The organism is Dietzia cercidiphylli (assembly GCF_039531545.1).
GTDB classification, from domain to species: Bacteria; Actinomycetota; Actinomycetes; order Mycobacteriales; family Mycobacteriaceae; genus Dietzia; species Dietzia natronolimnaea.
Window position 1 is genome coordinate 231,912 of record NZ_BAAAQG010000006.1, and the last position, 12,905, is coordinate 244,816.

Annotated in this window: 12 protein-coding genes; 6 read left to right on the forward strand and 6 right to left on the reverse strand. The window is 72.4% G+C overall.

Features of this window, described 5'->3' with window-relative positions:
- Positions 1 to 24 precede the first annotated feature (24 nt).
- Entirely contained in the window at positions 25 to 921 is an 897-nt protein-coding gene (locus ABD250_RS06075) for a glycosyltransferase family 2 protein (protein ID WP_182644801.1), read from the reverse strand.
- Positions 922 to 983: 62 nt separating this feature from the next.
- On the opposite strand from ABD250_RS06075, the gene ABD250_RS06080 reads away from it, so the two are divergent.
- The 5 genes from ABD250_RS06080 (at position 984) to ABD250_RS06100 (ending at position 4,787) form a co-directional block, all read left to right on the forward strand.
- Positions 984 to 1,736 carry a glycosyltransferase family 2 protein gene (locus ABD250_RS06080; protein WP_241730776.1) on the forward strand — a complete coding sequence of 251 codons (753 nt, stop codon included), beginning with the start codon at positions 984 to 986 and terminating at the stop codon, positions 1,734 to 1,736.
- The gene (locus ABD250_RS06085) at positions 1,733 to 2,122 is read left to right on the forward strand and encodes a DUF2304 domain-containing protein (RefSeq protein WP_182659256.1); all 390 of its coding nucleotides are present in this window, start codon (positions 1,733 to 1,735) and stop codon (positions 2,120 to 2,122) included. The genes ABD250_RS06080 and ABD250_RS06085 overlap by 4 nt, the downstream gene beginning before the upstream one ends.
- A 177-nt stretch (positions 2,123 to 2,299) precedes the next feature.
- Positions 2,300 to 2,485, forward strand: coding sequence for a hypothetical protein (locus tag ABD250_RS06090; RefSeq protein ID WP_344391253.1), 186 nt, complete (start codon positions 2,300 to 2,302; stop codon positions 2,483 to 2,485).
- Positions 2,482 to 4,089, forward strand: coding sequence for an alpha/beta hydrolase (locus ABD250_RS06095; RefSeq protein ID WP_344391255.1), 1,608 nt, complete (start codon positions 2,482 to 2,484; stop codon positions 4,087 to 4,089). Before ABD250_RS06090 ends, ABD250_RS06095 begins: the two co-directional genes overlap by 4 nt.
- 11 nt (positions 4,090 to 4,100) lie before the next feature.
- Positions 4,101 to 4,787, forward strand: coding sequence for a hypothetical protein (locus tag ABD250_RS06100; RefSeq protein WP_344391257.1), 687 nt, complete (start codon positions 4,101 to 4,103; stop codon positions 4,785 to 4,787).
- Here the strand turns inward: ABD250_RS06100 and ABD250_RS06105 are convergent.
- The 3 genes from ABD250_RS06105 to ABD250_RS06115 form a co-directional block, all read right to left on the reverse strand.
- The gene (locus ABD250_RS06105; protein WP_344391259.1) at positions 4,777 to 5,715 is read right to left on the reverse strand and encodes an NAD-dependent epimerase/dehydratase family protein; all 939 of its coding nucleotides are present in this window, start codon (positions 5,713 to 5,715) and stop codon (positions 4,777 to 4,779) included. The genes ABD250_RS06100 and ABD250_RS06105 overlap by 11 nt on opposite strands.
- Before the next feature lie 89 nt (positions 5,716 to 5,804).
- A complete protein-coding gene (locus tag ABD250_RS06110) occupies positions 5,805 to 7,889 on the reverse strand; it encodes a DUF6541 family protein (protein ID WP_344391261.1) in 2,085 nt (694 codons plus the stop codon).
- Positions 7,890 to 7,966: 77 nt separating this feature from the next.
- Positions 7,967 to 9,823 carry a hypothetical protein gene (locus ABD250_RS06115; RefSeq protein WP_344391263.1) on the reverse strand — a complete coding sequence of 619 codons (1,857 nt, stop codon included), beginning with the start codon at positions 9,821 to 9,823 and terminating at the stop codon, positions 7,967 to 7,969.
- Between the two features lie 141 nt (positions 9,824 to 9,964).
- Here ABD250_RS06115 and ABD250_RS06120 point away from each other — a divergent pair, with 141 nt between their 5' ends.
- A complete protein-coding gene (locus tag ABD250_RS06120) occupies positions 9,965 to 10,744 on the forward strand; it encodes an HNH endonuclease family protein (protein WP_370650953.1) in 780 nt (259 codons plus the stop codon).
- Between the two features lie 42 nt (positions 10,745 to 10,786).
- Here ABD250_RS06120 and ABD250_RS06125 read toward each other — a convergent pair whose 3' ends face one another.
- A complete protein-coding gene (locus ABD250_RS06125; RefSeq protein ID WP_182658874.1) occupies positions 10,787 to 11,638 on the reverse strand; it encodes a DUF1542 domain-containing protein in 852 nt (283 codons plus the stop codon).
- A gap of 55 nt (positions 11,639 to 11,693) precedes the next feature.
- Positions 11,694 to 12,902 carry a CaiB/BaiF CoA transferase family protein gene (locus tag ABD250_RS06130; RefSeq protein ID WP_344391266.1) on the reverse strand — a complete coding sequence of 403 codons (1,209 nt, stop codon included), beginning with the start codon at positions 12,900 to 12,902 and terminating at the stop codon, positions 11,694 to 11,696.
- Positions 12,903 to 12,905: the final 3 nt, after the last annotated feature.

Consider the following 12,905-nt stretch of genomic DNA (forward strand, 5'->3'; position numbering starts at 1 on the left):
AGCTCCGGTCAATTCCCGTCGGGGTCAGAACTTACGGAAGCTGTGACCGAGCAGCCGCTTGCCGCCCTCGGCGAACTTGCCGGCCCGGGCCGCGGTCGGCAACAGAGACAGCGCGTTGAACCGCGAGGTCAGGTGCAGACGCGCGGCCCGCTCGGCGCTCTTCCAGCCCCGGGCCGCGAACGCGTCGGCCTCACCGGCGAAGAAGCGGGCCTCCTCGTCGAAGCGGCGGCCGTCGAGCGCGCGCACCGAGGAGTCGGAGGCGGAATGCCGGCGGTAGAGGAACGCCAGGGTCGGGTCGTAGACCATGTGACCGCCACCGGTGATCACGTCGACCAGCAGCGCCAGGTCCTGCACCACGTCCAGTCCCTCGCGGAACCCGATGCGGCGGATCCACTCGGAACTCCACGCCAGCGACGGGAAATAGGTCCAGTTCCCGTGCATCAGCGAGGTCATGAGCTTCTCGCCGTGGAGGACCGTGCGACCGTCGGCCTTGGGCGAGGTGAACGCCTTGACGGTGTCGGACAGGGGCCGTACGGGGGCACCGTGCTCGTCGATGACGCTGACGCCGACCTCCATCACGGCGGCGTCGGGAACGGCCGCGAAACCGTCCGCCACCACCTGCAGGTAGTTGGGCAGCATGACGTCGTCGGCGCCCATCACCACGACGATCGGTGCCGTGACCATCTCCAGGCACTTGCGGTAGTTACCGTTGGCGCCGAGGTTGGTCTCGTTCTTCTCGTAGGTCACCCGCTCGTCGCGCGCGGTGATCTCCCCCATGTAGCGGGCCGGCTCCGGGTCCGGGTAGCCGTCGTCCACCACGACCAGACGGAAGTCGGTGTAGGTCTGGGAGAGGACACTGTCCACAGCCTTCTTGAAGTGGCCGACGTCCCCGTAGTAGGGGAGCATCACATCGATGGCCATCGGGGAACCGCCGTCCTTCTCGTCACAGGGTTTTCCGTTCGATCGCATAGTATCGACCGGCGATGAGCAGTGACAGTGAGCGACTCCCAGGACCCTCCCCCACGTCCGGGGGCGGACCCGCCGGCAACAGGGACGTCTGGCTGGTCGTCCCCTGCTTCAACGAGGGCACCGTGATCGAGGACGTCCTCGGCACCGCACGCGAGACGTTCCCCAACATCGTGGCCGTGGACGACGGTTCGACCGACGACTCCGCGGCGGCGATCCACCGGGCGGGCGCACACCTGGTCCGGCACCCGGTCAACCTCGGGCAGGGGGCCGCCATCCAGACCGGTGTCGAGTACGCCCGCGCGCAACCCGGCGCCCGTTACTTCGTCACCTTCGACGCCGACGGGCAGCACCAGGTCAAGGACGTCCTCGCGATGGTCGAGCGGCTGCGCTGTGAGCCCGTGGACATCGTGGTGGGGACCCGCTTCGGCCGCCCACGCCGCGAGGGCGACCAGGTGCCGCTGATCAAGCGGGTCGTCCTCAAGACCGTCGTCATGCTCAGCCCACGCACCCGCAGGCTCGGTCTGACGGACGCCCACAACGGACTGCGGGTGTTCAACCGGCGGGTCGCCGACGACCTCAACCTGCGCATGAACGGCATGAGTCACGCCAGCGAGTTCGTGGAACTGATGGACAGCCGTGGGTGGCGCGTGGCCGAGCAGCCGGTCGACATCCTCTACACCGAGTACTCCATGTCGAAGGGGCAGTCGCTGCTCAACGGGATCAACATCCTCTCCGACGGCTTCGTGGGAAAGAGGTTGCCGCGATGATCAAGGCACTGCTGTTGCTCGCCGGCGCCGCGCTGGTGGCGTTCTTCCTGGCCAACCGGCGCAAGGCGCGGGCCAAGGCCGGGGTCAAGATCGGCTTCGTGCTGTTCGTGGTGTTCATGGTCTACGCCGTGCTGCGCCCGGACGACCTCACCGTGGTGGCCAACGCGCTGGGCGTACAGCGCGGCACAGACCTGGTGCTCTACGCGCTGGTGATGGGCTTCGCCTTTGTCACCGTCTCCACGTACGTGCGCTTCCGCGAACAGGAACTGCGCTACGCCCGGCTGGCCCGGTCCATCGCACTGCAGAACGCGGTGCGGCCGGAGGACGAGCCCCGCGCGACCGCGGTGATGCCCGCCGCGGACGACGACGACCGCCCGCGACGGTGACCGGGCGGCCGACCCCTCGCGCGGAGCTCGGGGGCTCGTGGCTCGGAGGTCGGTGGCTCGGAGGTCGACGGCTCGGAGGTCGGAAGCTCGGCGTTTCACGACGCGGGGGTTCGCGACGCGGAGGTTCACGATGCGGGGGTTCGGGCTGAGGCGGGCCGGCTCGCGCGTCGGCTCGAGGTGGCGAGGACGCGGCTCGACGACGACGACGACGAGGTGAGCGACCTCCTGGCCCCCGCCCTCGCCAGGGTCACCCGACTGCACGACATCGCCCGGTCGCTGTCGGACGGCACGACATCCGACGCCGCGGCCGCGCGGGCCGTCCGGGACGTGGCCGACACCCAGCCCACCAGGCGACCCAGGTGACCGGAGCCCGGCCGGAGAACCCGCCGCCCGGGCAGGTGCGGTCTCTTCTCGAGCTGGCTGCCCGGCTGGTGGCGGCGCGGGACGCGCTCACCACGGCGCGGGACGCGCTCGCGTCGTCCCCGGCCCGCTCGCCCGCCCTGACCGCCCTCACCGAGGCGGTCGACGGCGAGGCAAGAGGGGTCGATGAGCTCCTGGCGGGTGTCTACAGGCTCGTCGAGCTCGCCGAGGACATCTGGGACGACCTCGACGGCCCGGACCCGGTGCCCGTCGGGGACCGGGACCGCCTGCGGGCGTCGCTGGACCGGGCAGTCGACAACGCACTGAACGACCTGTCCCGGATGGCAGGGACGGACGGCGCAGGGGCGGCGGGCGACGGGACCCTCGACACCCGGGCCACCGTCGCGGCCTGGGCGGGGGCCACTCCCGATCAGGTGTACTCGAGCATCGAGCACATGAGCACCGCCGACCGGCGCCTGCTCGCGCTGGCCGAGCCCGGGTCCGTCGGCGGGACCTACGGCGTGCCGTGGGCGGTGCGGGCGCGCGCGAACTCCGTCCTGGTGCGCCGCGCGCTGCACCGCGAACAGCTTGCCTGGACACCGTGGAGCCCGCGGATCGGGCGACTGGAGACCATGGCGCGACGGGACACTCGTCGTCGTCGTCGGTCGTTCGTGGGGTTCTCCCCGCTCCGGGGTGGTCGGATGATCGAGGTGGTGGGGGACCTCGGCCCGCACACCGAGGCGGTCGCGGTCTACGTCCCCGGCACGGGCACCAACCTCGACATGTCGCACGTCAACACCGACGTCGCCGTGGACCTGGTCGACGCCGGCGGTGGCCGGCTGGCCGTGGTGGCCTTCCTGGACGGCGAGTTCCCGCAGGACATCATGGCCGACGCCGGTGACCCGCGTTACGCGGAGGCGATGGCGCCCCGCCTGGTCCGGTTCTGCCGGGAGGTGGACCGGGTGATCGAGATCGAGTGCCCGGGCGCCGCGCTGACCGTGGTGGGCCACTCCTACGGCGGGCGGATCGTCGGTACCGCCGAGCGGCAGGGGCTGCGCGCCGACCGGGTGATCTACGCCGAGTCCCCGGACCTCGGGGTGGGCGTGAGCGGGCCGGCCGACTGGCGGTCCCCCGGCCCGGTGCGCAGGTTCTCGTTCACCGCCCCCGGGGACCCAGTCGAGCTGCTGCAGATCAGGTCGGGCCTGCGGTGGAGGTGGTCGACCTCCGACCTGGCCGACGGCGCCACCCGCCTCGACACCGGGTACTTCGCCGACGGCACCCCCGTCTACGGCACCCGCGGCCACGGCGGGGTGTTCGACCGGGGCTGCGGCGCGTTCGACGCCATGCTCGGCGTGATGCTCGGCGGCCGGGTGCCGCTCTGGCGCGACCGCGGGATCCGTGCGCGGCACACGGGTGTCCGACCGGGCGACGACGGTCGCGTCCTGCCCACCGTGTGGCGTCACGCCCTTGGGTTGTGGCTCCGACGGGCCGATGACCCGTACGGCGACGCGGAGGTCGTCTGGGAGGCGCCGGAACGCCTTGTCGCGGTTCCGCTCTCGACACGCGCGGCGGAGCGCGGGGTTGTCGCCGACACCGGGGGTGACTGATACTGGGGCCCATGGCTCCGCTCGACACCCGATTCTCCCGCCCCTCTGCCACCGCTCTGGGGATGGGGGCGCTCGGCGTGGTCTCCGTCGGTCTGATCTCCACCGGGCTCTGGTACGACTCCCACCGCAGCGCACAAGCGGTCGAGCAGGCGCGCGAGCAGGTGACCTCCGCGCAGACCGCACTGGCCTCACCGGAGCCCGTCGCCGCGACCACCTCCGACCGGGACGCCGGGAGCGGCACTCCCGAGCCGACCGGGACCACCACCGGGTCCCCCGCCCAGAACCCCGAGCCCGCGGCCGGCGCCGGGGCGGAGACCGCGCCGTCGACGGTGGCGGTCGAGCGGACCCCGGCCCCCGCGCCGCGGTCCGCTACTCCCGTGGCGGTCGCCCCGCAGCCGGTGCGTCAGGCGCCCGCGTCGACCCCCGTCGCCGCGCAGGCGACCCCCGCCGCCCCGGCAGGCGGCGCCACCGACACGACCACCGGGGCGCCCTCGGAGCAGGAGATCACCCGACCGGTCGAGCCCGCGCCCGCGCCGGGAGGGGTCCTGCCGGGGCTCATCGACCTGGTCCGCCCGTTCCTGCCGCAGCCCGACGTCCGGCAGCCGGGCGCGGCGCAGCAGGCGCCCGCGGCCGAGGTCGGGGCCGGGGCGGAGACCGCGACCGGCCCAGCGGCCGAGGGGCCCGGGCTCACCCCCTGAAGTAGTCCACGGTGCGGGCGACGCCCTCGGTGATCGCCACCTGCGGCGTCCAGCCGAGCACCTCGGCGGCGCGGCCGGCGTCCAGCGCGGACCGCGCGACGTCACCCAGGCGGGCGGGGGCGTACTCGGGGTCGTCCCCCGATCCCGAGGCCGCGGCGACCAGCGTGTGCAGCTCGCGGTCGCTGGTCTCGACGCCCGTGCCCACGTTGAAGCGCAGCCCGGCGGCGGCCGGAACGGTCGCGGCACGGACGAAGGCGTCGACCACGTCGTCGACGAACACGTAGTCCCGGGTGTTGCCCCCGTCCCCGAAGACCCGGGTCGGCTCCCCCGCCAGTAGTCGCTGGGCGAAGATCGCCACCACCCCGGCCTCGCCGTGCGGGTCCTGGCGCGGCCCATACACGTTGGCCGGGGCCACGCCCGCCCACTCGATGCCGTAGAGCTTGGCGAACATCTCGAGGTAGACCTCGCCCGCGACCTTGCCGGCCGCGTACGGGCTCATCGGGTCCACCGGCCGTGACTCGGCCACCGGCAGGTCGGTGACGGGGCCGTAGATCGATCCGCCCGAGGAGGTGAAGACGATCCGCCGAACCCCGGCCCGTCGGGCGGCCTCGGCCAGCCGGACGGTCCCCACCACGTTGACCTCGGCGTCGCGGACCGGGTCCTCCACCGACAGGCGGACGTCGATCTGCGCGGCCAGGTGGAACACGACCTCCGGGGCGAGGTCCGCCACCAGGTCCCCGATCGCGGGGTCGGTCAGGCCCAGCTGGCGGAAGGTGAACCGCGAGCCGGCCTCGCGGGCGCTCGTGAGGTTCTCCAGCCGGCCCCGTGACAGGTCGTCGACGACCGTCACCTCGTGCCCCACGGACAGCAGGCGGTCCACCAGCGTCGACCCGATGAACCCGGCCCCACCCGTCACGAGTGCCCTCATTCAGATCCCCTCCCGATGTGCGGCGAACCCGCCGCGGCGCCCTGTCGGACAACAGCTCCAAGGATACGACCCGGCCCGGGCCGGCCCGCTCACTCCCGTCCGTACAGCGCGGTGGCGCGGGTCAGCGGCGTACGTCCATCGGGCGGGAACGGCGAGTCGGCCAGGATCCGGGCGAGCTCGGCCTCGGTGAAGGCGGCACGGACCGCGAAGATCCGCACCTGGGAGTCCGAGTAGACCTTGACCAGGCCCGGGGTCTGGTCGAGCCGGAGCAGGTGGTCGTTGGGCTTCTGGAATCCCCAGTAATTGGGCGGGCTGACGTACACGTAGGTCACGCCGAGTTCGTCGAGAGCGGCGTCGACCCTCGGGTCGGTCCCGGCCCGGTCCATGCTGAAGAACAAGTGGGTGGTGAGCGGTGCGGTGGAGCCCGACTGCAGGTAGTGGCGTGCGGTCGAGGGCAGCCCGTTGGTGGCGTACATCCACCCCGACCCCTCGTCCGGGTTGGTGTAGATCAGGCCCGAATACGCCTGTGGCTGCTCGGAGAGCCAGTCGAAGGCCCGCAGATCGTGACTGTCGACCATCCTGCCCGCCCGTTGGTTCGCGCCCGCGGCCGCGGCGTACTCGGGCGAGGCCTGGACGACCCACGACCCGGTGGCCACCAGCGCGCCCAGCGCGACCGCGACCCGCAGGCCCGCCGCACCGGTCCCGCGCGGGTCGGTGATCGGGTCGATCAACCGGGCCGACCACCCCGCCAGGGCCTGGACGGCCACTCCCACGCCCACGCCGACGGCGGCCGCCACGAGGACCGCCAGGAGCACCCCGATCCGGCGCGGGTCGTTGTAGTAGATGCTGCCGATCCCGCGCAGTGCGCCGCCGGTCCAGTTACCGAACGTGCTCATGGAGTTGACGCACACCACCAGCACCCCGCCCCAGAGCAGGAGCGGCCACAGCACGAGGCGGCGGAGCATGACGATCACCCCCACCACCGCGAGGGCCAGCAGCACCCAGCGCACTCCCCAGTCCTGCACGTGTCGCACCTGTAGCGCCACGGCCCGGCCCCAGACGGCCGCCCGGTCGGCGTTGATCTCGAACTCGAAGGCCGAGATCTCGTCCGCGTCCTCGGAGACGGTGAGGACCTGGGGCAGCAGCGTGAGCACGCCCGCCAAACCGATCCCGGCCAGTACGAGGAAGTCCCGCAACCGGCCCCGGACCGGGCGCCACAGCCCCTCGAACAACCACCAGAACAGCACGAACACGGCTGCGGTGACCATGGCCGACGGGTGGATGCCCCCGACGCCGACCAGGCCTAGCGCGGCGGCGGGCACGAGTCGTCGGTCGGCCAGCGCGGCCACCACGACCGCGGCCACCAGGCCCGCCAACCCGTTGGCCACCCCGGACGGGGTCGCGGCCACCATCACCTCGACGAACGGCAGCCCGGGGAACAGGGGGGTGGCCATGGCCGCGACCGCGGCCGAGGTGGCGGCGGCCGGTCGGGAGAAGCGCCGGTGGGTGATGAGCCAGGCGAGTGCGGCCACACCGAGCGGGAACGCCAGCGCCATGGCGCCGATCTGCACCAGGTTGTAGGTCTCGACCGCCCCGATGCCGCGCAGCCCCATGACCAGGGCGGCGATCGCGTGCCAGGTGCTCGGGTAGTAGAGGGTGGCCCCGTTCTCCGGGTACCGGAGCTCGCCCGCCTGGTCCGGGGACGCCAGTCCCGTGTCGTGGATGAACCGGATGTAGTTGGCGTGCCAGTGGGCGTCCCAGCCCTGGAAGACGTTGGCGGTGCCGCCCGGCGTGGCCGAGAGCTCGGTGAGGATCATCTGCCCGATCAGCCACGCGCTGACCGGGATCGACGCGGCCGGGAGCAGCCACCACCACGAGCGGCGGGCACGCGGCGTGTCACCCACCCGCCCGCGATGGCGCCGCCGGACCCACAGCGTCCCGGAGATGAGCAACCCCACCAGCCCGACGATCACCGCGGTGACCGCCGTGGCCACCGCATACGCGCCCAGGGACCACGGCACACCCGACCGGCCGTACGCGTAGGTGGCGATCGTGACGATCCCCGCGGACACGGGGATCGACGTGCCCACCGCCAACCGGAGCGGGAGCCGTGCGGCCAGTCCCACGATCAGCCCGGGGACCACGAGGAGCGCGGTGAGGGTCAGCATGACCATCGCGATGTCGATGACCTGCCTCCGTCCCTGTCGTACTCATCCGATCCGACCATTATGGGCCACCCGCCCCGCGGCCCTCAGCGCGGCACGAGGACTCCGACCGGTCCGCTGCCGATACACAACTCCCCAAGGCCCCCTTCGGGAGTGAAGGTGACCCCGGTACCGGACCCCTCGACGCGCACGAACACCGTTCCCAGACCCGCCGACACCGGCACCGTCACCTCGGCGCCCTCGTCGAGGCGGACATCCACCTCGCCGTCCGCGTCGGCGAAGAGATTGAGCTGGACGAGCCAGTCCCGGTCGATCAGGGGGCCGTCGAGCGGGATCCGGGCACCGCCCCCGGAGACCCGGTACCCGCAGCCGGGCTCGGGCCCCTGGGGGATCGTCCGGAGCGCCGCGACCTCGGCCGGATGAAGGGTGCCGAGGGCGTCGATCACGACCGGATCAGTGGTCCACCCGGTCACCGGCGGGATCCCGGGAACACCCGCGAGCAACGACGAGAGCCGGTGTGACGGTGCGGTGACCGGGAGGAGGACCTCGAGCGGGAGATCCTGGTCGAGCAGCGGGGCGCTCCGATCATGCAGCGTCTCGAGCAGGGGGAGGGCGTAGTCGCGGGAGGGCTGTTCGGACCACGTCGTCCGATAGGTCAGGGTCGAGACCGCCGAGGAGGCGAGCAGCGCGATGAGCGCCACCACGCCCGCCGGCACCATCCTGCGCCCGGTCGTGGTGACACCCCGTCGTGGCGCCGACAACGCCAGCGCCGCGGCGGCGCCCAGGACCAGCGGGAACTCGGCGTGGTACCGGAGGGTCTGGACGATCTCCGCCGCGGTGTCCGGGCCCGCCCGCCCCACGGCGACCAGTACCACGGAGAGCAGCGGGTACAGCGCGACCGCCGCCCAGACGGCCCCGGTGCGTCGACGGGTGGCGAGAGACCACGCCAGCACCCCGGCACAGGCGAGGACACCGAGGAGCACGGCGGCGACCGGCGGGTCGGCCATGGGCGGCCCCGGGTGCCACCGGTCCCACCGCCACGGACCACCTCCCGCTGTCGGGATGACGGCCAGTCTGTAGGTGTGGTCCACGAGGTCCAGGAACCCCGGGCGCGTGCCCTCGACCTCGCCGAACGACCCCCGACCACCGAGACGACCGACGACGGCGAGGAAGACCGCCGCCCACACCACGAGCACGGCTCCCTGGGCAGCCCAGGCCATCCGCGTCCGTCGCCAGAGGACACGCGGGGTCACCGACCCACTCCGGCCGACCCACCACCAGCCCACCAGGACGGCGGCCGCCACCACGGGGATGATCAGTGCCTTCTCCACGAACACCAGGCCGACCGTGGTGGCCAGGACCGCGCCCACCGCGTGCCGGCGGCGTCCCGTCTCGGCCAGCCGGATCGTCGAGGCCACCGACCACGCCATCGCCGCGGTGAGCGGAAGTGCGTTGAGAGCGGCCGCCCACCAGGTGGCAGCAGGCAGACCGAGGGGGATCGCGAGGGTCGCGACGAGGGGGACCAACAGAACCGGCCGCCCCCGCAGCAGCACCCACAGCATCCGGGCGAGCGCCGCGCCGGCGAGGAGCTGCAGCACCGCGATCTGCACCAGCGGCAGTCGGAAGTCGAGCGGTGCCACGTGGGCCGCGACCCACGCCAGCGCCATCCCTCCGGGCATCAGGTGGCCGTCGTGGTCGGAGAACAGCAGCCCCGGGTCCGGGAGGCGGTGTGCGGCGGCCCTGCCGTGCAGGATCAGGTCATCCCAGTAGAACCAGCCCGCGGCCGCCACCCAGGTCCGGAGCGCCGTGAACGCCACGATGATCACCACGCACGCCGCCACCACACGGGGCGCCGGGCGGGCCGCCTCGCCGGGGTCCCGCCGCTGCGGCCCGGTGTGCGCCGGGTCGTGGGCTCTCGGCTGGGTGTCGGCGTCGGACGGCATCGGCGTCAGCGTATCCGGACTGGGGGTCGCGGTGTCGGACGGTCTCGCTAGGGTGCGTGCATGGCATCACGGACCCCTCGAGCCACTTCGCGCGCTCGGAGAACTCGATCAACACGAACCACTCGCGTCACAGTGGTCTCGGTGTTGGCGGTCCTCGTCCTGGCGGGGTTGGGCCGGTGCGCGGATGCCGACCGGGAGACGGGCGGCGGAGTCGGGATGCCCGTCTCGTCGTCGTCCCTCGCACCACCGCCCCCTCCCCCGGCGTCGGATCCGGCGGCCCCGCCCGTCCCCGAACCCGCGCCCCCCGAGCCGGCACCGCCCGAGGCCGTCCCGCCGGGCGATCCGATGGTCGCGGCCGCACGGGTGGCCCTACCCCGGCTGGAGATCAAGGGCCGCGCACCCAAGACGGGATACGACCGTGACCTGTTCGGACAGGCGTGGTCCGACGACGTCTCCGTGGAGTTCGGACGCAACGGGTGCGACACGCGCAACGACATCCTGCGGCGCGACCTGCAGGACATCACGGTGCGACCGGGGACCCGGGACTGTGTGGTGCTCACCGGGGTCCTGTACGGGCCGTACACCGGGGAGCGGATCGAGTTCGTGCGGGGTCAGGACACCTCGTCCGCGGTTCAGATCGACCACGTGGTGGCCCTGTCGGACGCGTGGCAGAAGGGCGCCCAGCAGCTCACCCCCGACCAGCGGCGCGACTTCGCCAACGATCCGCTCAACCTCTTGGCGGTGGCGGGGCACGCCAATCAGAGCAAGAGCGACGGTGACGCGGCCACCTGGCTCCCCCCGCGCCGGGAATTCCGCTGTCCCCTGATCTCGCGGCAGATCCTGGTCAAGGAGCGCTACGGACTCTGGGTGACCCCGGCCGAGCACGAGGCCATGGAGCGGGTGCTGGCCGGCTGCGGTTGACCCTGCTGGCCCTACTGGAACTGCTGGCCCTACTGGACCGGGTCAGAAATCGAAGAGGCCACCGTCGAAGAAGCCGCCGCCGCCTCCGCCGTCGCCGCCGAACAGGCCGCCGTCGAAGAACCCGCCGCCGTCGCCGCCGCCGCCGTCGCCGCCCATGAGCCCGCCGTCGAAGAAGCCGTCGCCTCCCTCGCCTCCGCCCATGTCGCCGCCGCCCATGTCGCTGACGTCCGCGCCACCCTCGCCGACCCCGGCCGCGAAGTCCTCGCCGGAGTAGCCGACGCCCGCCATTCCGGCGAACATCATGTTGAACATCATCATCGAGCCCATCATCCACATGCCCGTGGCCAGGGCGGAGGCCCACCACGGCTCCGAGTACCAACCGGCGGGCACAGGCCGTCCGGCCACCACACCACCCGGGTAGTAGTGCGGGGTCTTGTCGCTCGGCTCGGTCGCCGCGGTCATCGTGCGGCCGTCGACCTCGACGGTCCGGTCCTCGGTCACCCGGCCGGCACGTTCCTGGCCGTCGGTCGTGGGCAGCTCCGGACCGGGGTCCAGGCCCATCGCCGATCTGGCGGCCCGGATGTAGTAGAGCCCCTCGATCGCGGTGTCCTTGGCCAACCGCGCCTGGACCGGTGTGCGGGCGTTCTCGAGCTCCGTCACGGCCGCGGTGTAGCGCTCGGACGCATCGGCCATCGCCTGCTTGGAGGCCTCGTCGGTGCCGTCGAGGTTGAACACCTGGCCACCGAGTCGCTCGACCCAGCGCGCGGCCTCGGCGCGATGGTCCTCGAGATGGCGGTTGTCGTGCGCCTGCAGCTGCGTCTGGCCCTTGTTCTGGCTGCGGGAGACCACGGCGACGGCCACCGCGATCACTGCGGCGATGAGGAGGAATTCCACGGGTCGACCTTTCTCGGTACTACCACCCGAGCGTACCGAGATTGTGCCCTGCCGGTCAGCGGCCGCCGGGCTCGGTGTGCGCCGCCCTGTCGAGCCCCAGTTCCGCCAGTACGGGCCCGGTGTCCGCACCGTGGGGGCGGGGACCGAACCGCACGGATCCCGGGGTGTCGGAGAGCTTGATCGGGATGCCGACACTGCGGTACCCGTCGCGCTCGACGACCATGTCGCGATGCAGTACCTGGGGCATGGACAGCGCCTCACCCACGTGGTTCACCGCCCCCGAGGGCACTCCCGCCTCACGCAGGCGTTCCGCCAGCTCGTCCCGACGGATATCGCCGACGAGTCCACCGAGGACCGCCCGCAGCGCCGGCGAGTTCTCCAGGCGGTCCGGATTCGTGAGGAACCGGGGATCGTCGACCAGCTCGGGAGCGTCCAGCGCGAGGGCGAGGGCGCGGAACTGCCGGTCGTTGCCGGCGCCGATGAAGAAGGGCCCGTCGGAGCAGGTGAAGGTCTCGTACGGGCAGATGGTCGGGTGCGCGACTCCGGTCCGGACGGGCGGTTCGCCGGTCGCGAACCACGTGCCCGCGTGGGGGTGCAGGATCGACACCGCGTTGTCGAGCAACGCGAGGTCCACCAGCTGTCCGCGACCTGTGGTGGCCCGCACGTGCAGGGCCATCAGGATGCCGTTCATCGCGTTGAGACTGGTGACGATATCCACCAGTGGGATCCCGATCCGCATCGCTGCCCCGTCGGGCTCGCCGTTGATGCTCATCAGGCCCGAGAGTCCCTGCAGGACGGCGTCGTACCCCGGTGCGCCACCGAGGGGCCCGTCGACGCCGTACCCGGTGATGCGGCAGTGGATCAGGCGCGGGAAGCGCTCGGCGAGCTCGTCGTCGCCGAATCCCCACTTCTCGAGGGTGCCGGCCCTGAAGTTCTCGATCACCACGTCCGCGCCCTCGAGCATCCTGCCGAGCAGTGCCTGCCCCTCCTGGTCGCGCAGATCGATGCAGATGTTCCGCTTGTTGCGGTTGAGCCCGTCGAAGTACGCGCTGTGGTCGTCCCGCACGAAGGGTGGCCCCCAGCCGCGGGTCTCGTCCCCGCCCGGCGGTTCGACCTTGATCACGTCGGCGCCGTGGTCGGCCAGCATCTGGCCGCACAACGGTCCGGCGAGGACCCGGGCCAGATCCACGACGCGGATGTCGGTGAGGGCACCGGTCCGGGGGGGCTCGGTCGGGTGCGGCTCGGTCGGGTGCGGCTCGGTCACGGA